This is a genomic window from Polaromonas sp. P1_F9, from assembly GCF_056405615.1.
This window is the reverse complement of sequence record NZ_JBFUBT010000003.1, coordinates 349,574-375,428: the sequence shown is the minus strand read 5'-3', so window position 1 is coordinate 375,428 and position 25,855 is coordinate 349,574. Positions and strand designations below refer to the sequence as shown.

Below are 25,855 nucleotides of genomic sequence, written 5' to 3'. Positions count from 1 at the left end.
CATGCCACTCAAAATCTGCGTTGCCCAATTGAACTATTGCGTCGGCGATATGCCGGGTAATGCGCAAAAGATCATCGACGCTGCCCGCACGGCCTATGAGGGCGGCGCCCGGCTGCTGCTGACGCCCGAGCTGGCCATTTGCGGCTATGCGGCAGAAGACCTGTTTTTGCGCCCATCGTTCATCCAGGCCTGTGATGATGCCGTGAATCTGGTGGCCCGCGAGCTGGCTGGGTTAAAAGGCCTGACAGTGGTGGTGGGCACGCCCACCCACGGCGACAACGGCAAGGGTCTGCGCACCAAAAGCGTGGAAGTGCAGCAGCGCCACAACGCGGCCAGGGTGCTGCGCGAGGGCCGCGTCGTCGACACCTATGCCAAGCGCGAACTGCCGAATTACCAGGTGTTTGACGAACGCCGCTATTTCACGCCGGGGCAGGGCACTTGCGTGTTCCAGGCCGGGGAAGGTGATGACGCCGTCAGCGTCGGGCTGCTGATTTGCGAAGACGCCTGGTTTGAAGAGCCGGCACGCCTGGCCAAAGAAGCGGGGGCCGAGCTGCTGGCGGTCATCAATGCCTCGCCGTTTCACGTTGGCAAAGGCGGGGAACGCGAGCAGATGATGCAGGTCCGCGCCCAGGCCACCGGGTTGCCGCTGATTTATGCGCACCTGGTGGGCGGGCAGGACGAAATCGTGTTTGAGGGGGCGTCTTTTGCGCTGCGGGCCGATGGAGCGCTGGCCGGAAGGGCTGAAAGCTTCAAGGAAAATCTGTTTGTAATCCAGGCAGGACGAGCGCAAGCAGCTATTAAATTAATAGCAAACACGGCGCCTGAACGCGGCCACGAGGCGGACTTGTGGGACGCGCTGGTGCTGGGCGTGCGCGACTACCTCGGTAAAAACGGCTTTCCGGGCGCCATCCTGGGCCTGTCGGGCGGCATTGATTCGGCCCTGGTATTGGCGATCGCGGTGGATGCGCTGGGCGCCGACAAGGTGCGCGCGGTGATGATGCCTTCGCCCTATACGGCAGACATTTCCTGGATCGATGCGCGCGAAATGGCCGAGCGCGTGAAGGTGCGCTACGACGAGATTTCCATCGTGCCGGAGTTCGAGGCCTTCAAGGCTTCGCTGGCCGGTGAGTTCAAGGGCCTGAAGGAAGACACCACCGAGGAAAACATCCAGGCACGCATCCGCGGCGTGTTTTTGATGGCGCTGTCGAACAAGTTCGGCTCCATCGTGCTGACCACCGGCAACAAAAGCGAAATGGCGACCGGCTATTGCACACTCTACGGCGACATGGCCGGCGGCTTTGCGGTCATCAAGGACCTGCTGAAGACCACGGTGTTTCGCCTGGCGCGCTGGCGCAACGAAAACGACCCGTACGGCACGGGCAGCAACCCGATTCCTGAGCGCATCATCACGCGCCCACCCAGCGCCGAGCTGCGGCCCGACCAGACCGACCAGGACAGCCTGCCGCCCTACGAAGTGCTGGACGCCATCCTGGGCCGCTACATGGAGAACGACCAAGGCGTGGACGCCATCGCCGCCGCCGGGTTTGACCGCGCGCTGGTCGTGCGCGTGGCCCAGTTGATCCGCATCAACGAGTACAAACGCCGCCAGGCGCCCGTGGGTATCAGGGTCACCCACAGGAGCTTTGGCAAGGATTGGCGCTATCCTATTACCAGCAAATTCCGGCAATAGGGCCCCCACGCTCCCCACTGCGTGTGGTTCGCTGCCCCCCGAGGGGCCGCTGCGCCTGCGGCCCGGCAAAGCCGGTTCCGCGGCCCCTGCTGGGTTAAGAGGGGACGCCACATGCTTTTGATGATATTTAGAACTAACGGAGATATTCAGTGAAACAAATTACCGCCATCCTCAAGCCCTTCAAACTCGAAGAAGTCCGTGAGGCCCTCGCAGAGTGCGGTGTTACCGGCCTGACCGTCACTGAAGTCAAGGGTTTTGGCCGCCAGAAGGGCCACACCGAGCTATACCGTGGCGCCGAATATGTCGTCGACTTTCTGCCGAAGGTCAAGGTCGAAGTTGTGGTGAAAACCGAAGACGTGGAACGCTGCGTGGATGCCATCGTGCGCGCCGCACGCACCGGCAAGATCGGTGATGGCAAGATTTTTATCACCAGCGTCGAGCGGGTGGTGCGTATCCGCACGGGCGAAGAAGACGAAGCGGCGGTCTAGATAGGCCCCCACGGTCGCTCACTGCGTGTAGCTCCCTGCCCCCCGAGGGGGCCGCTGCGCCTGCGGTCTGGCGAAGCCAGTCCCGCGGCCCCTGCTGGTATTGGGAGGAAATTCCCGGGGAGGGTCAGATCTGGTCGAGGCGGGTGTTGCCTGGCGTCATGCCAGCTGCCTGCACCAGCGTTTCCAGCAGTGATTCGGCATCGCTGCTGGTGCGGATCAGGTCCATCAGCCAGTCATTCATGAAGCCGGTTTTTACCGAGGACGCCAGGAACGCCAGCAGGGCGTCGTAGTAGCCGTTCATGTTGAGCAGGCCGACTGGTTTGTCGTGGTAGCCCAGCTGGCGCCAGGTCCATACCTCAAAAAATTCCTCCAGCGTACCGATGCCGCCGGGCAATGCCAGGAACGCATCGGCATGCTCGGCCATCAGGTATTTGCGCTCATGCATGTTTTCCACGATGTGCAGCTCGGTGCATCCGGTGTGGGCCCATTCCTTCTCCACCAGTGCCTTGGGGATGATTCCCACAACACGTCCGCCTGCCGCCAGCGCAGCGTCGGCCATGATGCCCATCAGTCCGTTGCGGCCGCCGCCATAGACCAGTTGCCCGCCGCGTTTGCCTATCCAGGCCCCCACAAGGGCGGCAATGGCGGCGAATTCGGGCTGGTTGCCGGGACGGGATCCGCAATAAACGCAGAGAGAAAAAGCGGATTTGGAGGCAGGTTTGGAGATATCGGTCACTGTGTTGATGCTTGCATTCATGCGGCAAATCGCTGGATCAGCGCCAGGGCCCAGGTACCGGCGCACAGCAGCAGGCTAAGCAGCACGGCGGCACTTCCCATATCCTTGGCGCGCTTGGAAAGGTCATGCCATTCGGGGCCGATGCGGTCAATGGCGGTTTCAATGCCCGTGTTGAGGAGTTCCACGATCATGATGAGGATGACGGTGCCGGCCAGGAGCACCGTTTCGACCCAGCTGCGGCCCAGCCAGAAAGCGGCGGGGATCAGCACAATCGATGCGATCGCTTCCTGGCGAAAAGCGGTTTCGTGCCAGCCGGCGCGCAGGCCGGCAACGGAATAGCCGGTCGCGTGCCAGACGCGGCTCAGGCCCTTGCGGTGTTTTTGGGGGTTGACGGGCTCATTGGAGGCCAGTCGGGAGGTGGCGCCAGCAGGAGCGACATCAACATCAGATGGCGGCGCTGACACAGACATGGGAAACGGAACTTGTTCGGACATGGTGCCATTGTCGCGCAGCTTTATGGCACATTGATGTTAGGGCTGATGGGGCGCAGTACCGGCGATACCGGCTTTGTGCTTGGCCTTGCGCCCGGGTTTTTCGGGTGCGACCCAGGTGATGAGTCGCGTGCCCGCCCAGGCGTCATGCCAAAACTGTTTTTGCGGATGAAAGCGCGCCAGGATGGCCCAGATGGCGACCCATCCCAGCGTCAATACGGCGCCTTCCCGTCCTGGCAGCGCCATTGCCCAGCTCACGGCCAGGGGTGGCAGGAACCAGAGCCAGCTCAGCACATAGCGCAGCAGCGCGCGTTTCTGGGTGACGGGTGCACCGTTGACGTCGACTACGCGGATGTTCCAGGTTTTCATGGCCAGGGTCTGGCCTTTGGCCCAGAACCAGACGAAGTAGATACCGAAAATCACAAACACGAACGCCTGCAGGGCATGGCGATTGTCCAAGGCATTTCGGGTCTGGCTCAATGTGCTGAAGAGGTAACCGGCAAGAAAAACCACGCCGAACATCAGCATGCCTTCGTACATCCAGCAGGCCATGCGGCGGGGAATGGATGGAATGGGGAGGGTGTCTGTGACTGTCAAAGATGTCGCGATAAAGGTTGGCCACAGTGACGGCAGCAGGCATGGGCCAAGCCAAGCCGCTGCGAGTAGCGTTTAGCGTTGGGGCGTGGCGCTTGTTGCGGCACCGCTTGCGGACGGCGCGGCGGGCGTAGTAGCTGAGGCAGGTTGCAAAGCAGTGATTTTAGGGCCAGGTTTGCTGGCTGCCTTGACCGGGTGCGGTGTCACGGGCGCCAGCTTTTGCGGTGCCACCGGTTTCACCGCTGTTGCCGCCCCGGTGGGCTTGGGGCTGGCTTTAGCGGCTAATTTCTGCTTTTCTTCGGGGCTGAGGGCCTGGTAGGTCTCCCATTTGGCTTTTTTCTCTTCGGGCGTGAGCTGCTTGGAGAGTTCCTTGGTCTTGCCGAAGTTCAGCCGGGCTTGCGCGCGCTGCTGGGGGCTCAAGGTGACCCATCCATTCATGCGGCTATGCAGGTTGGCCTGCCCTTCCGGTGTGAGTGATGGGTAATTTTTGGAGATTTCGAGCCATTTGCGCTTTTGCGGCTCGCTGACGGTATCCCAGCTTGAAGCCAGCGGTTTGAGCGCCTGCTGTTGCATGGGCGTGAGTTCAGCCCAGGTCGGCCTGGCCACGACAGGCTTGGCAGGGACGGCTGGCGGCTTCACGGCCGCACTGGCAGGGGCTGCGGGTTTAGGCGCCTGTGCAAGGCCCAGAATGGGCCAGGCCAGCAGGGTAGCCGTCACAAGCCCGAACGACAGCCATTGCAGCCTCAACCGCATTGAGCGGCCATCGGCAGATGAGGCGCGTCGGGAGATTGCGCGCGGGATCATTGGGCCGCGGGGGCTTGGCGTGTGGTTTTGAGGTACTGGACAAAACCCGGGTCGGCAAAAGCAGCGGGCGGGAGTTCGTCCGTAAGCAACGCTACATCGACTTCGGCCAGTTCCTGGGCACGGTTGTCGTTTTGAATCGAATTGATGGCCAGCAGGCCTACAACGAGTGCAACAAGGGGAAGAACCGAACCAATCCGTGCCCACCAGCTCAGTCCGTCATCGGATCCCCAGGAAAGGGCGGCACTTGCGCCAACGCCGACGACGCTGGTGGCGGTTTGTGTTTTAGCGACTTTACGTTTTGAAACGGCTTGGGCACGTGCGGCGCGCAGGCGCTCGGAAATATCGTAAGGCAGGTCTGCAGCCCCCGCGGACAGGTAGGAGGCGGTCTTCAGGGCAAAGCGGTCCTGCAGGATTTCGGCTCTTTTTTGTAGTGAGTTAGTCATAGTTTTATACCTTTGGCACTCAGGGCTTTGCTGAGGGCGTGAACTGCGCGGGAACAATGTGTTTTGACACTGCCCTCCGAACAGCCCATGGCTGCTGCTGTTTCAGCGACGTCCATTTCCTCCCAGTAACGCATCAGAAAGGCTTCCCGTTGACGGCCCGGCAATTCCTTTACCTGCAGTTCGATCTCATGCAATATTTGCGCCCGCTCAGTAGCATCCTGGGCGCTCTCTGTACCCTCTGAGTTGGTAAGGCTCTCTAAAGTTTCCAGAAGATCGAAATCTCCATCTTCTCCCTGCGATTCAAAGTCGCTCATGTTGGAGAAAAGCGCGTTCCGGGTCTTGCGGCGGCGGAACCAGTCCAGCGTCGTGTTGGCCAGGATGCGCTGGAACAGCATGGGCAGCTCCGCCGCCGGCTTGTCGCCATAGTGCTGCGCCAGCTTCATCATGCTGTCCTGAACGATGTCGAGGGCAGCTTCTTCATCCCGCACGTGGTAGATGCTGCGCTTGAAAGCCCGTTTTTCAACGCTTTTCAGGAAATCTGAGAGTTCTTGTTCAGTTGCCAACGGTGTGGGGTTCCGGTTCGTCCAGCGCTGCACGGGGTGGTCTGCGGGTACTCGCAGGGCCGATGCCAATAAGGCATGCATCCAAGGATACAGCTGGAAAATTATCGCATCCCGGCCGGTCCCGGCTGCGATTTTTCACCGCGTGCAGCCATTGCGCAACGCGAAATGCCATAATACGGCTTGCAATTCAAAAGGCAAACGGGTCATGACTCGGCGGTTTATGTTTCCGCTCATGGTTTTGGCCTCAAGTCTCGACGCTGCTTCACAAGAGCGGGCGAAGAGGCACCCAAGGTATTTCGTTAGAGAAATTCACAAAGGTTCATCATGGAAATCTCCAAAGCGGAAATCGCTTCCGCGGCAGCTGCGTCTGCACAAACAAATTCTCAAGAACTCCGCGGTGCGGAAATCCTCATGAAGTCCCTTCAGGCTGAAGGCGTCAAATACATGTGGGGTTATCCGGGCGGTGCAGTCCTGCATATCTACGACGCCGTCTACAAACAGGACTCGATTCAGCACATTCTGGTGCGTCATGAGCAGGCAGCTGTGCACGCAGCCGACGGCTATGCGCGTGCCACCGGTGAGGTGGGCGTGGCGCTGGTCACTTCCGGCCCAGGCGTGACCAACGCCGTGACGGGTATCGCGACGGCGTACATGGACAGTATCCCGATGGTCATCATCACGGGGCAGGTTCCTACCCACGCCATCGGCCTGGATGCCTTCCAGGAGTGCGACACCGTCGGCATCACCCGGCCCATCGTGAAGCACAACTTCCTGGTCAAGGATGCGCGGCACATGGCCGAAACCCTGAAAAAGGCGTTTCATATCGCCCGCAGCGGCCGGCCCGGCCCCGTGGTGGTGGATATTCCCAAGGACGTGTCCTTCAACAAGGTGCCCTACAACGGCTATCCGCAAACCGTTGAGATGCGCTCTTACAACCCGGTGCGCAAAGGCCATGGCGGGCAAATCCGCAAGGCCTTGCAACTGCTCTTGTCGGCAAAGCGTCCCTATATCTATACTGGCGGCGGCGTGTTGCTCAGCAATGCCTCGCAAGAACTGCGCACGCTGGTCGACATGCTGGGCTATCCCTGCACCAACACGCTGATGGGCCTGGGCGCCTACCCGGCCAGTGACAGAAAATTCCTTGGCATGCTGGGTATGCACGGCACCATTGAGGCCAACAACGCGATGCAGCATTGCGACCTGTTGCTGGCCGTCGGTGCCCGGTTTGACGACCGCGTGATCGGCAACCCCAAGCATTTCGCGCAGAATGAACGCAAGATCATCCACATCGATATCGACCCTTCCAGCATTTCGAAGCGCGTGAAGGTCGACATTCCCATCGTTGGCGACGTGAAGGACGTGCTGACCGAACTGATCAGCATGATCAAGGAATCCGGTCTCAAGCCCGACGCGAACGCGCTGGGCGGCTGGTGGGACACGATTGAAGGCTGGCGCAAGCGCGATTGCATGAAATACAGCATGGGCAAGGGCGACGTCATCAAGCCCCAGCACGTTGTCGAAACGCTCTGGAAGCTGACCAAGGACGCGGACACCTACATCACGTCGGATGTGGGCCAGCACCAGATGTGGGCCGCGCAGTACTACAAGTTCGACGAGCCGCGTCGCTGGATCAATTCGGGTGGCCTGGGCACCATGGGCGTCGGCATTCCCTATGCCATGGGCATTAAGCTGGCCAAGCCCGATTCGGAAGTGTTCTGCATCACGGGTGAGGGCTCGGTACAGATGTGCATCCAGGAGCTTTCCACCTGCCTGCAATACAACACGCCGATCAAGATCGTTTCGTTGAACAACCGTTACCTGGGCATGGTTCGGCAATGGCAGGAAATTGACTACGAGGGCCGCTACAGCAGCAGCTACATGGACGCGTTGCCCAATTTCGTGAAGCTTGCCGAAGCCTATGGGCACGTTGGCATGCTGATCGAAAAACCGCAGGACGTGGAGCCGGCGCTTCGCGAAGCCCGCAAGCTCAAGGACCGCACGGTGTTCATGGACTTCCGCACGGACCCGACCGAAAACGTGTTCCCGATGGTGCAGGCCGGCAAGGGCATTACCGAAATGCTGCTGGGGTCGGAAGACCTCTAGGCCCCACGCCAACCACACCCATTCATTCACCGTCACCTGACGAATCTATTGTCTGCCGAGCCTGCGCATTACCGTGCGCAGGGGAGGGTAGCGAAAAGAGGAATCTTCTTATGAAACACATCATTGCAGTTTTGCTGGAAAACGAGCCGGGCGCTCTTTCCCGCGTGGTCGGCCTGTTCTCGGCACGCGGCTACAACATCGAAAGCCTGACCGTCGCCCCGACGGAGGACCCGAGCCTGTCCCGCATGACGATACAGACCACCGGTTCTGACGACGTCATCGAGCAAATCACCAAGCACCTGAATCGCCTGATCGAAGTGGTCAAGGTTGTCGACCTGACCGAAGGCTCCTACACCGAACGCGAGCTCATGATGGTCAAGGTACGTGCAGTCGGCAAGGAGCGCGAAGAGATGAAGCGCATGGCTGATATATTCCGCGGGCGAATCATCGACGTGACGGAGAAAAGCTACACCATCGAGCTGACCGGCGACCAGTCCAAGAACGATGCCTTCCTGGAAGCCATAGACCGCAGCGCGATCCTGGAGACGGTGCGAACCGGCTCCAGCGGAATTGGCCGCGGAGAGCGGATTTTGCGGGTTTGATTTAAATCGTCCGTGCGCGCGTTTCGACAGGCTCAACGCGAACGGATTTTGAGTGGCGATATGCGTTTACCGTTCGCCCTGAGCCTGTCGAAGGGCATTTTCGCCAATACCTATTCTGGAGAGAAAAATGAAAGTTTTTTACGACAAAGATTGTGATTTGAGCCTGATCAAGGGCAAGACAGTCGCCATCATCGGCTACGGCAGCCAGGGCCACGCGCACGCGCAAAACCTGAACGACAGCGGCGTGAAAGTGGTCGTCGGCCTGCGCAAGGGCGGCGCTTCGTGGCCCAAGGTCGAAAAGGCCGGCCTGAAGGTCGCAGAAGTCGCGGACGCTGTCAAAGCCGCTGACGTGGTCATGATCCTGCTGCCCGATGAGCAAATCGGCGCGGTCTATAAAAACGACGTGGCGCCCCACATCAAGCAGGGCGCTTCCCTGGTTTTCGCCCACGGCTTCAACGTGCACTACGGTGCCGTGATTCCGCGTGCCGACCTCGACGTCTGGATGGTCGCCCCCAAGGCTCCCGGTCACACGGTGCGCAATACCTACACCCAGGGCGGCGGTGTACCTCACCTGGTTGCCGTGCACCAGGACAAGTCCGGCAAGGCCCGCGACCTGGCTCTCTCCTATGCCATGGCCAATGGTGGCGGCAAAGCGGGCATCATTGAAACCAACTTCCGCGAAGAAACCGAAACCGACCTGTTCGGCGAGCAGGCCGTTCTGTGCGGCGGCACCGTTGAGTTGATCAAGGCTGGCTTCGAAACTCTGGTGGAAGCCGGTTACGCGCCCGAAATGGCGTACTTTGAATGCCTGCACGAACTCAAGCTGATCGTTGACCTGATCTATGAAGGCGGCATCGCCAACATGAACTACTCGATCTCGAACAACGCAGAGTATGGCGAATACGTGACAGGCCCGAACATTGTGACCTCGGCCACGAAAGACGCGATGCGCAAGTGCCTGAAAGACATCCAGACGGGTGAATACGCCAAGAGCTTCCTGTTGGAAAACCAGGCCGGCGCGCCAACCCTGCTGAGCCGCCGCCGCCTGAATTCCGAGCACCAGATCGAGATCGTGGGCGAAAAGCTGCGCGCCATGATGCCCTGGATCGCGAAAAACAAGCTGGTCGACCAGACCCGCAACTGATCGAAGCCCGTCAGGGTTTTGTCCTGCAAAAAGCCGCGTAAAGGTCCTGCGCGGCTTTTTTTATGACCAGGACAGACTGGCTAGTGTGAGGTGAAGGTTTCTGCCGGGGCCGACCTTGGTATCCTTGGAGGCTTGAGTCGACGGCCTGTTCCTTCAAGGAGGCCCGGCTTCTGGATGGCATCTACAGGTGCTATGAATTTGATAGCTGTTTGCGCGCACCAGTTGTGCCTCAGGAGTGTTTTTATGCATGATGGTGAAGATTCGGCGTTCCCTACCGAAGCGGTGGTGATACGCAAGCGACGCAAGGGCATTTACATATTGCCTAATTTATTCACGCTGGCCGCCCTGTTTGGCGGCTTTTACGCCATCGTCATGGCCATGAACGGGCGCTTCGACCAGGCCGCCATTGGTGTGTTTTGCGCCATGATTCTCGACAGCCTGGACGGCCGCGTCGCCCGCATGACCAATACGCAAAGCGCTTTCGGCGAGCAGATGGATTCGCTCTCGGACATGGTGTCTTTCGGCGCCGCACCGGCGTTGATCGCCTACGTCTGGGCCTTGACCAGCCTGGGGCGGTGGGGTTGGATAGGCGCTTTTGTGTATTGCGCCTGCGCGGCGTTGCGCCTGGCTCGTTTCAACGTGAATACGGCCGTGGTTGACAAGCGTTTCTTCCAGGGTCTGCCGTCGCCCGCCGCGGCGGCGTTGGTGGCCGGCTTTATCTGGCTGATGACCGATGCAGGAATCAGCGGGCTGGAAGTACGCTGGATTACCTTCGGCCTGACCCTGTATGCCGGCCTCACGATGGTCACGAATGTGCCTTTCTATAGCTTCAAGGACGTGCAGATGAAGCGCAGCGTGCCTTTCGCCGCCATTGTGTTGATCGCGCTTGGAATCGCCGTTATCAATATCCATCCACCGACCGTGATGTTCGGCCTGTTCGTGCTGTATGGCCTTTCAGGTTACGTGCTGTACGGATGGCGCAAGGCCAAAGGCCAGCAGACCAGCGTGATCTCAACGTCCACCGACGAGCCCGACGAACGCGGCCTTCACAAATAATTGTGGTACATTGACCAAATGAAAAAAATTTCGCTAGCACTACTGCTATCTGCCAACGGGCGGAGACGGTAGCGCACGCGTACACCTGATTCAACGGCCCGTTTGCACCAGCAACGGGCCGTTTTTCTTTGGGTTGCTGATTTTTTGTAATCTTTGGGGTTGACGAAATGACCATGTTGAAAACACCTTCCAGCAAATACCAATCCTTCGCGCCAGTCCGACTGGCCGACCGCACATGGCCCGACGCCGTGCTGACGCAAGCGCCCATCTGGTGCAGCGTGGACCTGCGGGATGGCAACCAGGCGCTGATCGAGCCCATGGATATTCCCCGCAAGCTCAGGATGTTCCACACCCTGGTGAAAATCGGCTTCAAGGAAATCGAAGTCGGCTTTCCGTCCGCATCCCAGATTGAATTCGACTTTCTCCGCCAGCTCATCGACGGTAATTTGATTCCCGACGACGTCACCATCCAGGTGCTGACCCAGGCGCGCGAGCCGTTGATCCGCCGCACTTTCGAGTCGCTCAAGGGCGCCAAAAAAGCCATCGTCCACCTCTACAACGCCACCGCGCCGGTCATGCGCCGCGTCGTGCTGGGCATGAATGAGGACGAGATTGTTCAACTCGCGACCGACAATGCGCGGCTCTTCCAGCAACTGGCTGCGGCGCAGCCTGGAACGCAATGGACGTTCCAGTACTCACCCGAGATGTGGTCGGGCACTGAGCTGGCGTTTTCCAAGCGCGTGGTCGATGCCGTGACCGAGGTCTGGCAGCCGACGCCCGAGCGCAAATGCATCATCAACCTGCCGTCCACGGTAGAGCATTCCACGCCGAATATCTTTGCTGACATGATGGAGTGGATGCACCGCAATCTCGCTCGACGCGACGCCATCGTGATCTCGGTTCATCCCCACAACGACCGCGGCACGGGCACTGCGGCCGGCGAACTGGCCTTAATGGCGGGCGCCGACCGCATTGAAGGCTGCCTCTTCGGCAACGGCGAGCGCACCGGCAATGTGGACCTGGTAAACATCGCGCTCAATCTCTACACGCAAGGCGTGTCACCCGGCCTGGACTTCTCTGAAATCGACGAAATCCGCCGCACGGTGGAGCACTGCAACCAGTTGCCGGTGCATCCCCGCCATCCTTATGCAGGCGATCTGGTCTACACCTCGTTCTCGGGCTCCCACCAGGACGCCATCAAGAAAGCTTTTGCCGCACGCAAAGAAGGCGATATATGGGACATGCCCTATCTGCCCATCGATCCCAAGGACCTGGGCCGCAGCTATGAAGCCGTGATCCGCGTCAACAGCCAGTCCGGCAAGGGTGGCATCGCCTACCTGCTGGAAAGCGAGTTCGGCCTGGAGCTTCCGCGCCGCCTGCAGATTGAGTTCAGCCAGGTGGTGCAATCGGTGATGGACGCGACCGGCAAGGAGCTGACAGGCAAAGATATCTTCGCGCTGTTTGAAAAGGAATACGGCGTACAGAGTGTTGCCGCACCGCAGCGTCTGGTGATTGAGGAAACCGGAAAAGCCGGCGGCGAGTCCTTCCACATCAAGGCCGAGGTTCAGCTTGGCGGCAGACGTCACGCCGTTGAGGGCACCGGCACCGGGCCCATTGATGCTTTCGTGGCAGGCCTGGCTTCGGCGACAGGACACACCGTTCGCGTGCTGGACTACCACGAGCACGCCATCGGGGCGGGGGCGAGCGCGCAGGCCGTGGCCTACCTGGAGCTGCGCATCAACGACCAGACGCTTTTCGGCGTCGGCATGGACGGCAATATTGTCTCGGCATCGCTCAAGGCCATTGTTTCCGGCCTGCAGCGCAGCAAGGCCGGCCAGCCCGTCGGCGAGGCTACCATTAGCGGTTAACCCGGTTCAAGACCTTTCAAAAAACAGAGCGCCCAACGCATCAGGAATCCCACCATGACCGACAAACTCATTATTTTCGACACCACCTTGCGCGACGGCGAGCAGTCGCCCGGCGCTTCCATGACCAAGGACGAAAAGCTGCGGATTGCCCGCCAGCTGGAGCGCCTGAAGGTCGATGTGATCGAGGCCGGGTTTGCCGCCAGTTCCAATGGTGATTTCGAATGCGTGAAGGCTATTGCGGAGGTGGTGAGGGACTCCACCATCTGCTCGCTGGCGCGTGCCAACGACAGGGATATTTCCCGCGCTGCAGAGGCCCTGAAGCCCGCGGCCTCGGGACGTTTGCACTTGTTCCTCGCGACCAGTGCCCTCCACATGGAAAAGAAGCTGCGCATGACACCCGACCAGGTGTTCGAGCAGGCCAAACTCTCGGTGCGTTTTGCCAAAAACCTGATGGGCGATATCGAGTTCAGCCCCGAAGACGGCTATCGTTCGGACCCGGACTTCCTGTGCCGCGTGTTGGAGGCCGTGATCAAGGAAGGCGCAACCACCATCAACGTGCCCGACACGGTAGGCTACGCCATCCCCGAGCTCTACGGTAACTTCATCAAGAACCTGCGCGAGCGTATCCCCAACAGCGACAAGGCTGTCTGGTCCGTGCACTGCCACAACGACCTGGGCATGGCTGTGGCCAACTCTCTGGCCGGTGTGAAGATTGGCGGCGCGCGGCAGGTGGAGTGCACCATCAACGGACTCGGTGAGCGCGCCGGCAACTGCTCGCTTGAAGAGGTGGTGATGGCCGTCAAAACCCGCAAGGACTACTTCGGCCTCGAACTTGGAATCGACACGCAGCACATCCTGGCCGCCAGCCGCATGGTGAGCCAGACCACCGGTTTTGTGGTGCAACCGAACAAGGCCGTGGTCGGCGCCAATGCGTTTGCGCATGCCTCCGGCATTCACCAGGACGGTGTGCTCAAGGCGCGCGACACCTATGAAATCATGCGCGCCGAAGACGTGGGCTGGAGCGCCAACAAGATCGTGCTGGGCAAGCTGAGCGGGCGCAATGCGTTCAAGCAGCGCCTGCTGGAGCTCGGTGTCGCCATGGAAAGCGAAGCGGACATCAACAACGCCTTCGCCAAGTTCAAGGAACTCGCGGACCGCAAGAGCGAGATCTTTGACGAAGACATCCTGGCTCTGGCGAGCGATGAAAGCGCTTCCCACGACAACGAGCAGTACGGTTTTGTGTCCCTGTCGCAACACAGCGAAACCGGCGAACGCCCCCAGGCCAGCGTCGTGTTCACTGTGGCCGGCAAGGAAGTCAAAGGCGAATCCGACGGCAACGGCCCTGTTGATGCCTCCCTCAAAGCCATCGAGTCACACGTCAAAAGCGGTGCGGAAATGGTGCTTTACTCCGTGAACGCCATCAGCGGGTCGACGGAAAGCCAGGGAGAAGTCACGGTGCGCTTGCAGAACAGCGGGCGGGTGGTGAATGGTGTGGGCGCCGACCCCGACATTGTGGTGGCATCGGCAAAAGCCTATTTGAGCGCGTTGAACAAGCTCCAAAGTAAAGCTGACCGCGTGGCGGCACAGGGATGATGTAACAATTCGGAAAATAAAATCCTTTGTATTCAATGACTTAGCGTTGAATCTGGGTGCGGATGGGGCTTTGAGCGTTAAAAACGTCACAAAGTGATTGTGTTTTTAGGAAAGTCGCGCAAGTTTTTGATATTGCGTGACTTTTTCTATTTGTATACACTCCAGCCATCCCATTCATTGCAATCCACGCAGGCAAGACCATCATGTCTCATCAGATTTTCAATCGCGCATTAAAAATCGTTGGATTCATGGCCCTGATCGCCGCCTTTGCAGTGCCAGCCGCGAATGCGGCAACCACCAAAAAAACCATTGTCAAAAAGCAGCACGCCTCGTCCAAGGCGCCGGCTTCCCAAAAAGTTATTTCCACACGCAAGAGCGTACGTTTTGTTGCAGGTACAAAACGCAGAAGCATCATCCGCGTGTCCATTCCGGCCAAACCATCCTTCGGTCAGATTGCCGGTTTGCATGGCTCGCAGGATCCCCTTGAACTGAAGTCCAGCGTCGCGCTGGTGATCGACCAGGACACACGTGAAGTGCTATTCAGCAAAAACGATCACGCTGTGTTGCCGATCGCATCCCTCACCAAATTGATGACCGGCGTCATCGTCAGTGGCGCCAAGCTGCCCATGGATGAGCTCATCACCATCACGCAAGACGACGTGGACACCGAAAAGGGCAGCAGCTCACGCCTGAAGGTCGGCACCACGCTCACGCGTGGTGAGCTGCTCCACCTGGCCCTGATGTCCAGCGAGAACCGCGCTGCGCACGCCCTGGGCCGTACTTACCCCGGTGGCATGGGCACGTTTGTCAGCCTGATGAACGCCAAGGCCAAAATGCTGGGCATGACGGACACCAGCTATGTTGAGCCCACCGGCCTTTCCAGCCGCAACCAGTCCAGTGCGCAGGATCTGGCGACGCTGGTCAACGCAGCGCATGGCGACCCGATGCTGCGTGAGCTCTCCACGTCGACGGGTTATCAAGTTGCAGTCGGCACCCGCACGCTGCAGTACAACAATACAAATCGCCTGGTGAAGAACCCCGACTGGGATATCGGCCTGCAAAAAACCGGCTATATCTCTGAAGCTGGCCAGTGCCTGGTCATGCAGACCAAAATCGCGGGCCGCAAACTGATCATGGTGTTTCTGGATTCCGCCGGCAAGCTGAGCCGCCTGGGTGATGCCGAGCGTGTACGCCGCTGGGTGGAGTCGAATCCGGTGGCCGAACCCAAGGTGAATGTCAGCACCTCCATCAAGCAGGTGAACGGCTGAGCATTCCCGAGTTGCGCAGCCTGCTATTGTATTGATAGCTGCTTGCGCCCGGCCTGATTGGGCCGCAGCCTTTTTTTACTTGGGTTTGTAGCCCAGCGCGGCTGAAATCTCATTCGCAGTCGCCTGCAACTTGGGTAGCCAGTGTTCGTCCAGCCGGTCAGCCGGGGCCGAAATCGACAAGCCCGCGACCAGCTGGTTCTGGTCATCGTAAATGCCTGCAGCCATGCAGCGCACTCCCAACTCCAGTTCTTCGTTGTCGCGTGCGATGCCGTATTGGCGCGCTTTGGAAAGCTCGCGTTCCAGAATTGGCAGCTGCGTGATGCTGTTGCGTGTCTGCCCCGGCAGGCCGGTGCGCGTCGCGTAGGTCCGCAGGCGCTGCGGGTCGTCAAACGCGAGGAACAGTTTGCCCACAGACGTTAGATGCAGCGGCGCACGGCCCCCGATGGCTCGCACCACCTGCATACCGGAGCGCTCGCTGTAGGCGCGCTCCACGTACACGATTTCATCGCCCTGGCGCATGCTCAGGTTGACCGGTTGCTGCGTGAGCTTGTGCAGTTCGCGCATGGGCAGCAGCGCTGCGTCACGGACGTCCAGGCGGGCCTTGACGAGGTTGCCAAGCTCCAGCAGTCGCATGCCCAGCCGGTAGCTGCCCGCTGCGGGGCGATCGACAAAACGGCCCGTGGCCAGATCGTTCAGGATGCGATGTGCTGTAGAGGGATGCAGCCCCGACTTCTCGCTGATTTCCTTGAGCGAAAGCGCTTCCTCGCGGTTCGCCAGGATTTCGAGCAGCGTGAACATCCTTTCAATGACCTGAACGGTCGGCGTGGCGGGAAGGGCTGAGTCGGGCTTTTTCATTTGCAGGCTTTCTGCTGCAAATTTTACCCTGTGAAATCCCGATGCGCTGGATGGGGTGCCTGGTTGGCCGATGCCTATGCCTGGTCGGATGACCTGCCTGTATTTTCTGCCGCGGGCTCTGCGGAAAGCACCCACTGCCCGTCGATCAGCACTTCGTTTGGCCTGAATCCGGCCTTGTAATTCATTTTTGGACTTTCCGCGATCCAGTAGCCCAGGTACACATAGGGCAAATCGAGGCGCCGGGCCTGCTCGATCTGCCACAGCACGCTGTAGTTGCCGTAGCTTGCGCGGCCATCCGGCTCATAAAACGTATAGACCGCGGAAATGCCGTCTTCCAGCACATCCAGGATGGATACCATCTTCAGGGCGCCCGGCTCGCCGTCAGGCAGGCTTTCACGAAACTCAACCAGGCGCGAATTCACGCGGCTTTGCAGGAGAAACTGGGTGTACTGGTCAATGCTGTCATGGTCCATGCCGCCGCCTGCGTGACGGCCGTTCTGGTAACGCAGGTAGAGCTGGTAGTGCTCCGGCATGAAGCAGAGCTTGAGGATGCGGGCCTGCAGCGTCTGGTGCCGCTTCCAGGCGCGGCGCTGGCTGCTGTTCGGGCTGAAGCTGCCAACAGGCACCCGTAGCGGGACGCAGGCCTGGCACCCATCACAGTAGGGGCGGTAGGTGAACATGCCGCTGCGCCGGAAGCCATTGGTCACAAGGTCCGAATAAGCGTCGTTGTGGATGAGGTGGCTGGGTGTGGCAACCTGCGAGCGGGCCTGCTTGCCCGGCAGATAGCTGCACGGGTAGGGCGCCGTTGCGTAGAACTGCAAGGTTTGCAGTGGCAGGTCTTTGAGATGTGTCACGGTAGGTCCAGGGTTCCCTTCGTTCCCGTCGTCAGTATCTGATTCCAGTATACGGGCTCAAAGCGCCAGTCGGGCGCCGTTTTACCCACGCTTTTCCCGAGGTGGGCAACAAATTCCGCACGGCTGATTTCTCCCGCGCCCAGGGACGACAGGTGGTGGGTATTTTGCTGGCAATCAATCATGGCGATATGGTGCTCACGGCAAAAAGCCACCAGCGCTGCCAGTGCGATTTTGGATGCATCGGTCTGGTGCGCAAACATCGATTCGCCAAACACCATACGGCCCAGATTCACACAATACAGGCCGCCCGCCAGCTCGCCGTCGATCCAGGTCTCCACGCTGTGCGCGTGGCCTGCCTCATGAAGAGCTGTGTAGGCCTGCACCATGTCAGGGACTATCCAGGTGCCGGGTTGCCCAGCACGCGGCTTGCTGGCGCAGGCATCGATGACGCGCTCAAAGGCACTGTCGAACCTGATTTCGCAGCGAGGCTGTTCCTGAAAACGAACTATCGTTTTGCGCAGCGACCGGTGCAGCTTGAAGTGGCGAGTCTGCAGCACCATGCGAGGGTCAGGGCTCCACCAGAGCACGGGCTGGCCGAGGCTGTACCAGGGGAAAATGCCCTGTGAATACGCACGGATCAAGGTCGGTTCATCCAGCGCTGCTCCGGCCGCCAGCAAGCCGGGTGCCGGGTCATGGGGCCCCCATGCGGTATCCAGCGAGGGAAAGTTTTCGCCTGCGGCAAGCCAGGGCACGGGGCGCGGGAGTTTACCCATGGTTTAAAAATGGACAGTCATAAAGCCATAAAAACAGTGGGCCGTGTAGGACATGCGTAAATGGTAGCCGAGCAGACTGCGGCGACATGGCCAAAGTGCATTGTCCATCGCGATGATTCGTCGAGGCGCTATTGATTTGATAGCTGCTTGCGCACATCAAACAAGGACTGGGGGCCAATAGGCCTTTGTGCTTTTGGCCCGCGCAGAGCTGGCCGCTCGTCATTCGGCAGAAACAAGGCATTGGCAGAATGCCGCGGGCTTAAAAGCCAGAAAATTAACGCTATAATCTAAGGCTGTATTCCTCAATAGCTCAGTTGGTAGAGCGCCGGACTGTTAATCCGTAGGTCCCTGGTTCGAGCCCAGGTTGAGGAGCCAATAAATTCAAGGCCTGCACGCAAGTGCGGGCCTTTTGTCTTTCTTGGGGCGATAAACGTGACAAGGCCATCACGTTCTGTCCATCTCTCTGTCCCGACGCGGGATAACTGTTGGGGGGTCTGTTACCTAGTACCATTGTCGTCATGAAAATCTTCGGGTACGCGAGTCAACGATTGGCGCAGGAGCCAATCGTTCCAGAAGAGCTGGCGGAAATCACGTTGTGCGCGACCCCAGACGAACTCCGGCGTATCGGCGAATTTCTTACCGTCTGTGCTTCGGAAATGGTCCGGATGGGCGATGCCTACGATCACATTCATCTGGGCGATTGCATGAAGGAATTTGATACTTCACCGCCGCATTTCGTTGTCGCCAAGGCAGAGTCCGCGTGATTGGACGCTTGTCCACTTTATCTCTGAGTCAGACGGCATGAAAAAAAACCATTTCTTCGCCATCGCTTTCTTCGTGGCGGCCGGGCTTTTATATGTGATCGCAACTTCAGTTGCCGGCGCAGGAGTCTTTGTATTTGCCGGGGTTGTCGCGGAGTTATTTGGATGGATGGGCCTCTTCGAGGAACAAGAGGACAAGTCGTGATCCGTCGACCGTAAACATGCAAGGTTCGAACATGAAGCAGTGGATATTCAGCGCCGTCCTTGTGCCTTTGCTATTCGTCTCAACCAGCCATGCGCAAGTCTATAAATGGGTAGATGCGAAGGGGCAAACGCACTATTCCTCACGCAAGGACGATGCGGGGGCAGCCAGCGCTGCTGAAGTGAAGCTGCCGCCTCAGCCAGCACCGTCTCCAATCGCCAAACCTTCAGCCGAATACTTGCGTGGACAGACCAGGCAACCGCAACCACGCCTGGTGCCGGAGAAGGAGGCTGACAGCCCACCCACACCAAAACCGCCCAAATCGCTCTCGGGGGGAAAGGAAGATGGCACCGATGCGTCACGCTGCGCGCTGGCTCGGGACGTCCTTAGCGGCGCTGTAAGGCACCGCAATGGGCAACCCACGGACAAATATGATCGTGACGTTGCCCAAAATGATGTCCGGGCATTTTGCCGCTAGTGACACCTCTGCTAAATTTGCAGGTGTACCTGAGGGCTACGGAAAACGAATGACTGCACTCATGACTGAAACTGCTTTTGACCACGAATACCCCCGTGTGCTGAGCATTGCAGGTTCCGACAGCGGCGGCGGAGCCGGCATCCAGGCTGATCTCAAGACCTTCGCCGCGCTAGGCTGCTACGGCATGACGGCCATCACCGCGCTGACGGCCCAGAACACGCGCGGCGTTCGCGCCATCCACGGCGTGCCGCCGCAGATGCTGCGCGACCAGATCGATGCCGTGATCGAAGACATAGGTGCGCATGCGGTGAAGATAGGCATGCTGCACGCCCCTGACATCGTGCGGACTGTGGCGGAGGCAATTGACCGGCATGCGCTGCAGAACGTGGTGCTGGACCCTGTCATGGTCGCCACCAGCGGTGCGGTGCTGATCGACGACCCGGCCATTGCGGTGCTGGTGCGTGAGCTGTTTCCGCGTGCCATGCTGGTAACCCCAAATCTCGACGAAGCCTCGCTGTTGGTCGGCCGGCCGCTGGGCAGCGAGCAGGACATGCAGGCCGCCGCACAGGAGCTGCTGACGCAGGGCGCCCGCGCCGTGCTGCTCAAGGGTGGGCATTTGCCCGGCGAGGTGCTCAGCGATTTACTGGCGACGCAAAGCGGCGAACTGCACTGGATGCGCGGGCCGCGCATTCCCAGCCCCAACACCCATGGCACCGGTTGCACGCTGTCGTCTGCGATTGCCGCACACCTGGCGCTGGGGCACCCACTGCTGGAGGCCGTGCAGCTCGCACGCGCCTATGTGCGCGCGGCGCTGGAGGCTGGCGCCCGGGTGCGCACGGGCGCCGGTGGCGGGCCGCTGAACCACGGCCACGCGCCCATCGCGATGCGGCTTAAGCTGCTTCTGCGCTAGGGCTTGGATTTCCGGCGCGGGTGAGGCGTGCCAGCACAAAGGTCAGCACCAGTGTTGGCAAAGCCGCTCCCCAATCCGGCGCGAACTTGGCGCACAGGTGATAACAGGCAATGCCCAGCAGCCAAATGGCCACGGCGCTGGCATTCACCTTGCGCTCGGCCACCAGCGAAGCGATATCGGACGTGCCAGCCAGCCGCGCCAGGATCACGCCGTAGAGCGGCACAAACACCGAACTCAGCATCAGCAAGAACGGCTCCAGGCTGTGGATGGGCAGTACCAGCGCCAGACCCGTGCAGATCACGGCCAGGCCCTTGCCCCACTGGCGAACGGTCCAGCCGGCCTTCATGCTGTGGCCGGCGACCGAAGCCGAATAAACGTCGCCATAGGCGTTGTCGACCTCGTCAATGAGGATGAGGCCGAGCGCGATCAACCCGCCCTGGGCCACCAGCAGCGCGGTAACGAGCTCGGTGCTCGGCGTCGTGATGGCGACCAGCACGCCCAGCGCGTAGCACCAGATATTGGCCACGGCGTAGCCCAGCCAGGTGCCGCGCAGCGCGCCCTGGCCGTCGCGGCCATGGCGTGAAAAGTCGGCCACCAGCGGCAGCCAGGAGACCGGCATGGCAATGACGAGGTCCAGCGCTGACAGCGTGCTCATGCCTCCTTCGCCGGGCTTGGCCCACAATGCCGCAAAACCCTGTGCATTGGCCTTGGCCAGGAACTGCCAGCTCAGCCACAGCAGCGAGGCGATCACCAGCGGCAGTCCGTAGCGGCCGATGAACTTGCGCACCAGCGTGACCATGGAGCCCGACAGCAGGGCCCAAAGCACGCCGCCCCAGAGCAGTGTGGCCAGCACGGGCCCCAGCGCCGCAGTAAAGCCGCCACCCTGGCGGGCAATGGCGACAGTGCCGTCACGCATGACGACCAGCTCGAAAGTGGTCCAGCCGATCAGCTGCACGATGTTGAGCAGCACCGGCAGGCGCGCAAAGCTGCTGCCGTAGGTGGCGTGCATCAGCCCGGCGCTGGAAAGCCCGCTGTCGCAGCCGATCTTGGCCGTCCAGGCCAGCAAGCCGGCGCCAAGTACCGAGCCGCAAACGATCACCAGCAAGGCCGTCTGGGTGCCAACGGCCGGCACCAGGTAGGCGCCGATCTGCATGACCAGCAGGCCTACCCCGAGGCTGAGCCACAGCGCGGCATGGTCGCTCCAGCCGAACAGGCGGTCACTTGAGGGCAATGGCGCAAGCGCGGTGTTGCCGGCGGCGGCAGAAGTAGAAGTCGTGGTCATCAGCAGTTCCGATCATCGATGCCAGGTCGGCCTGCTTGAAGCCCGCAAGAACAGCGGGCATTCGGAACATGCTTCCCTGCGCGAGGATTACCTCAAATCAGGTTCAAAGGGACTTTCTCAGCCACCGCAATTCGCGCGACGAATTGCAGCAACACCCCCAGCGAAAGCGCCCTTGCGGGCGCTCGCCAAATTGTAGGGTGATTCCGTGCGGACCCATTGTGGAACCCGTACAGGCAACAAAAAGCCCGCACATGGCGGGCTTTCAGGCGGAAGCGAGCCAGTTCCGCTCAGTCGTCAAACACCGGCGATTCAACGCCCAGCACCTTGTGAAGTTTCGGGCTGGTCGTGGTGTATTGCAGGTGGATCTTCTTGTCCGGGAAGATCAAGGGAGCCGCGCCAAACGCTGCCAGCGCGCACTCATGGAAGCCGCTCAGAATCAGCTTCTTCTTGCCAGGGTAGGTGTTGATGTCGCCCACCGCGAAAATGCCGGGAATATTGGTGGAAAACTTCTCGGTGTCCACCTTGAGCTGCTTGCGCTCGATGTCCAGCCCCCAGTTGGCGATCGGCCCCAGCTTGGGTGACAGGCCGAAGAACACCAGCAGCACGTCCAGCGGTACCACGCGCGTGACGCCGTCGGAACCCGTGACCTTGGCGCCGGTCAGCTTGCCTTCCTTTTCTTCGTAGCCGGTGATCTGGCCCACGATGAACTGCATCTCGTAGGCGTCGCAAAGCTCGCGCATTTTGGCCACGCTGGCAGGCGCCGCCTGGAAGCCGTCACGGCGGTGAATCAGGATCACGCTCTCGGCCTTGTTCGGGCCCTCGGCGACAAAGTTCAGCGTCCAGTCAAGCGCGGAATCACCGCCGCCCACAATCACCAGGTTTTTTCCGGCAAAGTCTGCAGGGCTTTTCACGCGGTAAAACAGCTGGCTGTCGTCGAACTTCTCCAGGCCATCGACGCGCAGCAGCTTGGGCTGGAAGGCGCCCACACCGGCTGCGATGAAAATGGTTTTGGTCAGGAAGCGCGTGCCTTTTGACGTTTCGACAAAGAAGCGGCCGTCCTGCTGCTTTTCAACCACGCTGACTTCCTGGCCGAAATGAAAGGTCGCACCAAAGGGCTCGATCTGCTTGAGCAGGTTGTCGGTGAGCTCTTTGCCCGTGCAGACGGGCACGGCCGGAATGTCGTAAATCGGCTTGTCGGGGTAAAGCTCAATGCACTGGCCGCCCGGATAGGCCAGCGAGTCGATCACATGGGCCTTGATCTCAAGCAGCCCCAGCTCAAACACCTGAAACAGGCCTACAGGCCCGGCGCCGACGATCACCGCATCGGTTTCGATGGGGCCATCGTGTTGCGCTGCGGTATTGATCACTTCTTGGTTCAGTTGAGGTTCCATGGTTCCTGGGCGCTTTGCAAAGCGCGTGGCGGCCCGGGGAGGGCGAGGTGCCGGTGGCTTTGGGCTGGTTAGGCCGGATGACGCGGCTTAGCGGACCAATTCGGACAGCTTGCCCGTCTTGTCTTTCCATTCCTCGGCGTCGGGCAGGGCGTCCTTGCGCTTGGTGATGCTTTTCCAGCCCGCAGCGCGGCTCAATTCCACATTGAGCTGGATGAACGCCACCTGGTCGGCCGGTACGTCTTCCTCGGCGTAGATGGCATTGACCGGGCATTCAGGGATGCAGACGGCGCAGTCGATGCATTCGTCCGGATCGATCACCAGCATGTTGGGGCCTTCCCGGAAGCAATCCACGGGGCAGACATCCACACAGTCGGTGTATTTGCAGCGGATGCACGATTCGGAGACGATGTGAGTCATGTTATTTGGGCTAATCGGTGGAAACCCTCAATTTTAAGAGGATTCCGTGAGCAGGGTTAAGTCGTTGAAGGGAGCGGGGCTTGGATCCCGGTCAAAGGATCAGCACGGCACCTGAAGTCTTGTTCGAGGCGGTGTCCACCAGTACCAGCGAGCCCAGCATGCGCGAACGGGCATAGGGCAGGGTGGCCAGCGGTTCCTGCAGGCTCAGCTCGATGTGGCCGATGGCATTGGGCGGCAGCTCGCTGGCGTCTTCCTCGGCCAGCGTGTTGACATCGAGCTTGTGAACGATGCGTTTGACCTTGGCCTTGACCCAGCGGTGGCCGTGCAGCGCCCAGTAGATGCGCCCGGCGACCAGCGGCTCATCGTCCATCCAGGCCACGGTGGCCGAGATTTCCCTTGAGGGCTCAAAGGTATCCGTGGCCAGCAGCCAGTCGCCGCGTGACACATCGACTTCCCGGTCCAGCACGATGCCTGCACTGTGGCCGGCCAGGATGGCCTTGGGCTGGCGGGCATGGTCCAGCACCTGCGCCACGACGGCCGTCTTGCCGCTGGGCAGTATGGTCACGCTCTGGCCCGGCTGTACGCCGCCCGAGGCAACGCGGCCCCAGAAGACGCGCCGTCCTTGTGAGGTATCGGATGAAGACGAAAACTTTTCAACCCATTGCACCGGAAAGGCAAAGGCTTCGGTGGTTTCCGCCGGCGTCACAGGCAGGTGTTCGAGCAACTGCAGCAGCGACAAGCCTTCATAACCGCACCAGCCGGGCTGGGCGTCCACCACGTTAAAGCCTTTGAGGGCGGATACGGGCACAGTCGCTTTCACCGGGATTTTCGCGGCCCGGGCGAATGTCGCCAGCGCTGCCTCGATGTTCCTGAAAGCCAGCGTCGGGTCTTCCACTGCGTCTAGCTTGTTCACGGCGAACACGATGGACGGCACACGCAGCAGGTTCACCAGCAGCGAATGGCGGCGGGTCTGCTGCAGCAGCTCCAGCGCAGGGTTTTTCCAGTCGAGCTTGGTGGCATCCACCAGCACGACGGCGGCGTCGGCACTGGAGGCGGCCGTCACCATGTTGCGGGTGTATTGCTCATGCCCTGGGGCATCGCCGATGATGAATTTTCGGCTTTCAGTGGCGAAATAGCGGTAGGCCACGTCAATGGTGATGCCCTGCTCGCGCTCGGCCGAAAGACCGTCCGTCAGCAATGCCAGGTCGGTTTCACCCTGGCGCTGCACGCCGGCCAGGTGGTCCTGCAGCACGGCCTTGCTGTCCACCAGCAGGCGGCCGATCAGGGTGCTTTTACCGTCGTCGACCGAACCGCAGGTGATGAATTTCAATGCAGGTTTCAGGTCATTTTGGCCTGCAACCGTTTCTGGCTGTGCGCCAACAGCTATCAAATCAGTAGTGTGGGTACTTGTAGTCATCTCAGTCTCAAAAATGGTGGCAAGGTCTTTATCAGTGGGGGCCGCGGGTCCGGCTGTGCCGGTCTGCAGGCGCCGCCCCCTGGGGGGAGCAGGCGAAGCCTGTCCGGGGGAGAACTAAAAATACCCGTCTTTCTTGCGCTTTTCCATCGAAGCATCGGAGGTCTTGTCGTCCATGCGCGTGGCGCCACGCTCACTCACGTCGGCGGCCAGCGTCTCGATCACGATCTCGGCGGCCGTGGCGGCGGGGCTGTCGACGGGGCAAGTGCAGGTGATGTCGCCGACGGTGCGAAAACGCACGGTCTTTTCAACCACCTGCTCGCCGTCGCGTGCCGGGGTGAGGTCCGTCACCGGCACCAGCAGGCCCTTGCGTTCGACTACCTTGCGCTGGTGCGCGTAGTAGAGCGACGGCAGCGCGATTTTTTCGCGCTCGATGTATTGCCACACATCGAGCTCGGTCCAGTTGGAGATCGGGAACACGCGAAAGTGCTCGCCGGGCTGCAGCCGGGTGTTGAACAACGTCCAGAGTTCGGGGCGCTGGGCTTTGGGCTGCCACTGGCCGAAGCTGTCGCGGTGCGAAAAGATACGCTCCTTGGCGCGGGCCTTTTCCTCATCGCGACGGGCGCCGCCAATCAATGCGTCAAAGCGGAATTCGTCAATCGCCTCCAGCAGCGTGACCGACTGGTGCACATTGCGCGATTCGCCGGGGTGGGCCAGCCGCACGGTGCCGCGTTTCATCGAGTCTTCGACATTGCGCACGATCAGTTCGGCGCCCAGCTCTTTTGCGCGCAGGTCTCGAAAGTCGGTCACTTCATGGAAGTTGTGGCCGGTGTCGATCATCAGAAGCGGGTAGGGAATGCGACCCACGCCGAACGCTTTCTCGGCGCATTTGAGCATCACCAGCGAATCCTTGCCGCCTGAAAACAGCAGGGCCGGACGCTCGAAAGCAGCCGCCACTTCACGCAGGATGAAAATCGTTTCCTCCTCGAGCGCATCGAGATGGGAGTTGGACAGCCGCGCGATGGAGATCGCCGGGTCGGCTGGCAGCAGGTGGGATGGTGTGCGGGCGTTCATA

At 60.3% G+C, this 25,855-nt stretch carries 27 protein-coding genes and 1 tRNA gene; 14 read left to right on the top strand and 14 right to left on the bottom strand.

The window, feature by feature from the left end:
- Window position 1: 1 nt before the first annotated feature.
- Window positions 2–1,690, top strand: a complete 1,689-nt coding sequence (locus tag AC1DYR_RS10755; RefSeq protein ID WP_477705094.1) for an NAD+ synthase — start codon at window positions 2–4, stop codon at window positions 1,688–1,690.
- 149 nt (window positions 1,691–1,839) lie between these two features.
- Entirely contained in the window at window positions 1,840–2,178 is a 339-nt protein-coding gene (locus AC1DYR_RS10750; protein ID WP_477705093.1) for a P-II family nitrogen regulator, read from the top strand.
- Between the two features lie 124 nt (window positions 2,179–2,302).
- On the opposite strand, the gene AC1DYR_RS10745 is transcribed toward AC1DYR_RS10750, so the two are convergent.
- The 6 genes from AC1DYR_RS10745 to AC1DYR_RS10720 form a co-directional block, all read right to left on the bottom strand.
- The gene (locus tag AC1DYR_RS10745; protein ID WP_477705092.1) at window positions 2,303–2,935 is read right to left on the bottom strand and encodes an LOG family protein; all 633 of its coding nucleotides are present in this window, start codon (window positions 2,933–2,935) and stop codon (window positions 2,303–2,305) included.
- Window positions 2,932–3,408: a diacylglycerol kinase gene (locus AC1DYR_RS10740; protein WP_477705091.1), complete on the bottom strand. Its 477-nt coding sequence runs from the start codon at window positions 3,406–3,408 to the stop codon at window positions 2,932–2,934. Before AC1DYR_RS10740 ends, AC1DYR_RS10745 begins: the two co-directional genes overlap by 4 nt.
- 36 nt (window positions 3,409–3,444) lie before the next feature.
- Entirely contained in the window at window positions 3,445–4,002 is a 558-nt protein-coding gene (locus tag AC1DYR_RS10735) for an RDD family protein (RefSeq protein ID WP_477705090.1), read from the bottom strand.
- A 72-nt stretch (window positions 4,003–4,074) separates the two neighbouring features.
- Complete coding sequence (locus AC1DYR_RS10730) at window positions 4,075–4,752, bottom strand: DUF3106 domain-containing protein (protein WP_477705089.1); 678 nt, start codon at window positions 4,750–4,752, stop codon at window positions 4,075–4,077.
- 47 nt (window positions 4,753–4,799) lie between these two features.
- The gene (locus tag AC1DYR_RS10725; RefSeq protein ID WP_477705088.1) at window positions 4,800–5,246 is read right to left on the bottom strand and encodes a DUF3619 family protein; all 447 of its coding nucleotides are present in this window, start codon (window positions 5,244–5,246) and stop codon (window positions 4,800–4,802) included.
- The gene (locus tag AC1DYR_RS10720; RefSeq protein WP_457279761.1) at window positions 5,243–5,809 is read right to left on the bottom strand and encodes an RNA polymerase sigma factor; all 567 of its coding nucleotides are present in this window, start codon (window positions 5,807–5,809) and stop codon (window positions 5,243–5,245) included. Before AC1DYR_RS10720 ends, AC1DYR_RS10725 begins: the two co-directional genes overlap by 4 nt.
- Before the next feature lie 324 nt (window positions 5,810–6,133).
- On the opposite strand from AC1DYR_RS10720, the gene AC1DYR_RS10715 reads away from it, so the two are divergent.
- The 7 genes from AC1DYR_RS10715 to pbpG all read left to right on the top strand — a co-directional run bounded on the left by AC1DYR_RS10715 (window position 6,134) and on the right by pbpG (window position 15,443).
- Window positions 6,134–7,912: an acetolactate synthase 3 catalytic subunit gene (locus AC1DYR_RS10715; protein ID WP_477705087.1), complete on the top strand. Its 1,779-nt coding sequence runs from the start codon at window positions 6,134–6,136 to the stop codon at window positions 7,910–7,912.
- Between the two features lie 110 nt (window positions 7,913–8,022).
- Window positions 8,023–8,514: an acetolactate synthase small subunit gene (gene ilvN / locus AC1DYR_RS10710; protein WP_011483239.1), complete on the top strand. Its 492-nt coding sequence runs from the start codon at window positions 8,023–8,025 to the stop codon at window positions 8,512–8,514.
- 127 nt (window positions 8,515–8,641) lie between these two features.
- On the top strand, window positions 8,642–9,658 hold the full coding sequence (gene ilvC, locus AC1DYR_RS10705) for a ketol-acid reductoisomerase (protein ID WP_477705086.1): 1,017 nt from the start codon (window positions 8,642–8,644) through the stop codon (window positions 9,656–9,658).
- A 243-nt stretch (window positions 9,659–9,901) separates the two neighbouring features.
- On the top strand, window positions 9,902–10,714 hold the full coding sequence (gene pssA / locus AC1DYR_RS10700) for a CDP-diacylglycerol--serine O-phosphatidyltransferase (protein ID WP_477647772.1): 813 nt from the start codon (window positions 9,902–9,904) through the stop codon (window positions 10,712–10,714).
- Window positions 10,715–10,887: 173 nt separating this feature from the next.
- Complete coding sequence (gene leuA, locus AC1DYR_RS10695) at window positions 10,888–12,582, top strand: 2-isopropylmalate synthase (RefSeq protein WP_477705085.1); 1,695 nt, start codon at window positions 10,888–10,890, stop codon at window positions 12,580–12,582.
- 54 nt (window positions 12,583–12,636) lie between these two features.
- Window positions 12,637–14,175, top strand: a complete 1,539-nt coding sequence (locus tag AC1DYR_RS10690; protein ID WP_457278603.1) for a 2-isopropylmalate synthase — start codon at window positions 12,637–12,639, stop codon at window positions 14,173–14,175.
- A 203-nt stretch (window positions 14,176–14,378) separates the two neighbouring features.
- Window positions 14,379–15,443, top strand: coding sequence for a D-alanyl-D-alanine endopeptidase (pbpG, locus tag AC1DYR_RS10685; RefSeq protein WP_477705084.1), 1,065 nt, complete (start codon window positions 14,379–14,381; stop codon window positions 15,441–15,443).
- Window positions 15,444–15,518: 75 nt separating this feature from the next.
- On the opposite strand, the gene AC1DYR_RS10680 is transcribed toward pbpG, so the two are convergent.
- The 3 genes from AC1DYR_RS10680 to aat all read right to left on the bottom strand — a co-directional run bounded on the left by AC1DYR_RS10680 (window position 15,519) and on the right by aat (window position 17,925).
- Entirely contained in the window at window positions 15,519–16,298 is a 780-nt protein-coding gene (locus AC1DYR_RS10680) for an IclR family transcriptional regulator (RefSeq protein ID WP_457278601.1), read from the bottom strand.
- A gap of 74 nt (window positions 16,299–16,372) precedes the next feature.
- A complete protein-coding gene (locus AC1DYR_RS10675; protein ID WP_477705083.1) occupies window positions 16,373–17,152 on the bottom strand; it encodes an arginyltransferase in 780 nt (259 codons plus the stop codon).
- A complete protein-coding gene (gene aat / locus AC1DYR_RS10670) occupies window positions 17,149–17,925 on the bottom strand; it encodes a leucyl/phenylalanyl-tRNA--protein transferase (RefSeq protein ID WP_477705082.1) in 777 nt (258 codons plus the stop codon). The genes AC1DYR_RS10675 and aat overlap by 4 nt, the downstream gene beginning before the upstream one ends.
- 299 nt (window positions 17,926–18,224) lie before the next feature.
- Here aat and AC1DYR_RS10665 point away from each other — a divergent pair.
- The 5 genes from AC1DYR_RS10665 to thiD all read left to right on the top strand — a co-directional run bounded on the left by AC1DYR_RS10665 (window position 18,225) and on the right by thiD (window position 20,276).
- A tRNA-Asn gene (locus AC1DYR_RS10665) sits at window positions 18,225–18,300 on the top strand.
- 143 nt (window positions 18,301–18,443) lie between these two features.
- Window positions 18,444–18,689, top strand: a complete 246-nt coding sequence (locus tag AC1DYR_RS10660; RefSeq protein WP_477705081.1) for an Imm32 family immunity protein — start codon at window positions 18,444–18,446, stop codon at window positions 18,687–18,689.
- Between the two features lie 37 nt (window positions 18,690–18,726).
- On the top strand, window positions 18,727–18,891 hold the full coding sequence (locus tag AC1DYR_RS10655; RefSeq protein WP_477705080.1) for a hypothetical protein: 165 nt from the start codon (window positions 18,727–18,729) through the stop codon (window positions 18,889–18,891).
- 16 nt (window positions 18,892–18,907) lie between these two features.
- Window positions 18,908–19,366 (top strand): DUF4124 domain-containing protein, encoded by a 459-nt coding sequence (locus AC1DYR_RS10650; protein ID WP_477705079.1) that lies wholly within the window; start codon window positions 18,908–18,910, stop codon window positions 19,364–19,366.
- Window positions 19,367–19,427: 61 nt separating this feature from the next.
- On the top strand, window positions 19,428–20,276 hold the full coding sequence (gene thiD, locus AC1DYR_RS10645) for a bifunctional hydroxymethylpyrimidine kinase/phosphomethylpyrimidine kinase (protein ID WP_477705078.1): 849 nt from the start codon (window positions 19,428–19,430) through the stop codon (window positions 20,274–20,276).
- Here thiD and AC1DYR_RS10640 read toward each other — a convergent pair.
- The 5 genes from AC1DYR_RS10640 to cysD all read right to left on the bottom strand — a co-directional run bounded on the left by AC1DYR_RS10640 (window position 20,257) and on the right by cysD (window position 25,854).
- A complete protein-coding gene (locus tag AC1DYR_RS10640; RefSeq protein WP_477705077.1) occupies window positions 20,257–21,558 on the bottom strand; it encodes a purine-cytosine permease family protein in 1,302 nt (433 codons plus the stop codon). The two genes, thiD and AC1DYR_RS10640, sit on opposite strands and share 20 nt — an antisense overlap.
- A 287-nt stretch (window positions 21,559–21,845) precedes the next feature.
- Window positions 21,846–22,949 carry an NAD(P)/FAD-dependent oxidoreductase gene (locus AC1DYR_RS10635; RefSeq protein ID WP_477705076.1) on the bottom strand — a complete coding sequence of 368 codons (1,104 nt, stop codon included), beginning with the start codon at window positions 22,947–22,949 and terminating at the stop codon, window positions 21,846–21,848.
- Between the two features lie 87 nt (window positions 22,950–23,036).
- Window positions 23,037–23,366 carry a ferredoxin FdxA gene (gene fdxA, locus AC1DYR_RS10630; protein ID WP_457278594.1) on the bottom strand — a complete coding sequence of 110 codons (330 nt, stop codon included), beginning with the start codon at window positions 23,364–23,366 and terminating at the stop codon, window positions 23,037–23,039.
- Window positions 23,367–23,457: 91 nt separating this feature from the next.
- On the bottom strand, window positions 23,458–24,783 hold the full coding sequence (locus AC1DYR_RS10625) for a sulfate adenylyltransferase subunit 1 (protein WP_477705075.1): 1,326 nt from the start codon (window positions 24,781–24,783) through the stop codon (window positions 23,458–23,460).
- A gap of 114 nt (window positions 24,784–24,897) precedes the next feature.
- Window positions 24,898–25,854: a sulfate adenylyltransferase subunit CysD gene (gene cysD / locus AC1DYR_RS10620; protein WP_477705074.1), complete on the bottom strand. Its 957-nt coding sequence runs from the start codon at window positions 25,852–25,854 to the stop codon at window positions 24,898–24,900.
- Between the last annotated feature and the right edge of the window lies 1 nt (window position 25,855).

Excerpts from the sequence above, each read along its gene's own strand:
- aat (WP_477705082.1), bottom strand. The coding sequence starts at position 17,925 with ATGGGTAAACTCCCGCGCCCCGTGCCCTGGCTTGCCGCAGGCGAAAAC.
- thiD (WP_477705078.1), top strand. The coding sequence starts at position 19,428 with ATGACTGAAACTGCTTTTGACCACGAATACCCCCGTGTGCTGAGCATT.
- ilvN (WP_011483239.1), top strand. The coding sequence starts at position 8,023 with ATGAAACACATCATTGCAGTTTTGCTGGAAAACGAGCCGGGCGCTCTT.
- AC1DYR_RS10730 (WP_477705089.1), bottom strand. The coding sequence starts at position 4,752 with ATGCGGTTGAGGCTGCAATGGCTGTCGTTCGGGCTTGTGACGGCTACC.
- AC1DYR_RS10745 (WP_477705092.1), bottom strand. The coding sequence starts at position 2,935 with ATGAATGCAAGCATCAACACAGTGACCGATATCTCCAAACCTGCCTCC.
- AC1DYR_RS10715 (WP_477705087.1), top strand. The coding sequence starts at position 6,134 with ATGGAAATCTCCAAAGCGGAAATCGCTTCCGCGGCAGCTGCGTCTGCA.
- AC1DYR_RS10625 (WP_477705075.1), bottom strand. The coding sequence starts at position 24,783 with ATGACTACAAGTACCCACACTACTGATTTGATAGCTGTTGGCGCACAG.
- AC1DYR_RS10660 (WP_477705081.1), top strand. The coding sequence starts at position 18,444 with ATGAAAATCTTCGGGTACGCGAGTCAACGATTGGCGCAGGAGCCAATC.
- pbpG (WP_477705084.1), top strand. The coding sequence starts at position 14,379 with ATGTCTCATCAGATTTTCAATCGCGCATTAAAAATCGTTGGATTCATG.
- AC1DYR_RS10740 (WP_477705091.1), bottom strand. The coding sequence starts at position 3,408 with ATGTCCGAACAAGTTCCGTTTCCCATGTCTGTGTCAGCGCCGCCATCT.
- AC1DYR_RS10650 (WP_477705079.1), top strand. The coding sequence starts at position 18,908 with ATGCAAGGTTCGAACATGAAGCAGTGGATATTCAGCGCCGTCCTTGTG.
- AC1DYR_RS10640 (WP_477705077.1), bottom strand. The coding sequence starts at position 21,558 with ATGACCACGACTTCTACTTCTGCCGCCGCCGGCAACACCGCGCTTGCG.
- AC1DYR_RS10635 (WP_477705076.1), bottom strand. The coding sequence starts at position 22,949 with ATGGAACCTCAACTGAACCAAGAAGTGATCAATACCGCAGCGCAACAC.
- cysD (WP_477705074.1), bottom strand. The coding sequence starts at position 25,854 with ATGAACGCCCGCACACCATCCCACCTGCTGCCAGCCGACCCGGCGATC.
- AC1DYR_RS10690 (WP_457278603.1), top strand. The coding sequence starts at position 12,637 with ATGACCGACAAACTCATTATTTTCGACACCACCTTGCGCGACGGCGAG.
- ilvC (WP_477705086.1), top strand. The coding sequence starts at position 8,642 with ATGAAAGTTTTTTACGACAAAGATTGTGATTTGAGCCTGATCAAGGGC.
- AC1DYR_RS10655 (WP_477705080.1), top strand. The coding sequence starts at position 18,727 with ATGAAAAAAAACCATTTCTTCGCCATCGCTTTCTTCGTGGCGGCCGGG.
- leuA (WP_477705085.1), top strand. The coding sequence starts at position 10,888 with ATGTTGAAAACACCTTCCAGCAAATACCAATCCTTCGCGCCAGTCCGA.
- AC1DYR_RS10755 (WP_477705094.1), top strand. The coding sequence starts at position 2 with ATGCCACTCAAAATCTGCGTTGCCCAATTGAACTATTGCGTCGGCGAT.
- fdxA (WP_457278594.1), bottom strand. The coding sequence starts at position 23,366 with ATGACTCACATCGTCTCCGAATCGTGCATCCGCTGCAAATACACCGAC.
- AC1DYR_RS10680 (WP_457278601.1), bottom strand. The coding sequence starts at position 16,298 with ATGAAAAAGCCCGACTCAGCCCTTCCCGCCACGCCGACCGTTCAGGTC.
- AC1DYR_RS10725 (WP_477705088.1), bottom strand. The coding sequence starts at position 5,246 with ATGACTAACTCACTACAAAAAAGAGCCGAAATCCTGCAGGACCGCTTT.
- pssA (WP_477647772.1), top strand. The coding sequence starts at position 9,902 with ATGCATGATGGTGAAGATTCGGCGTTCCCTACCGAAGCGGTGGTGATA.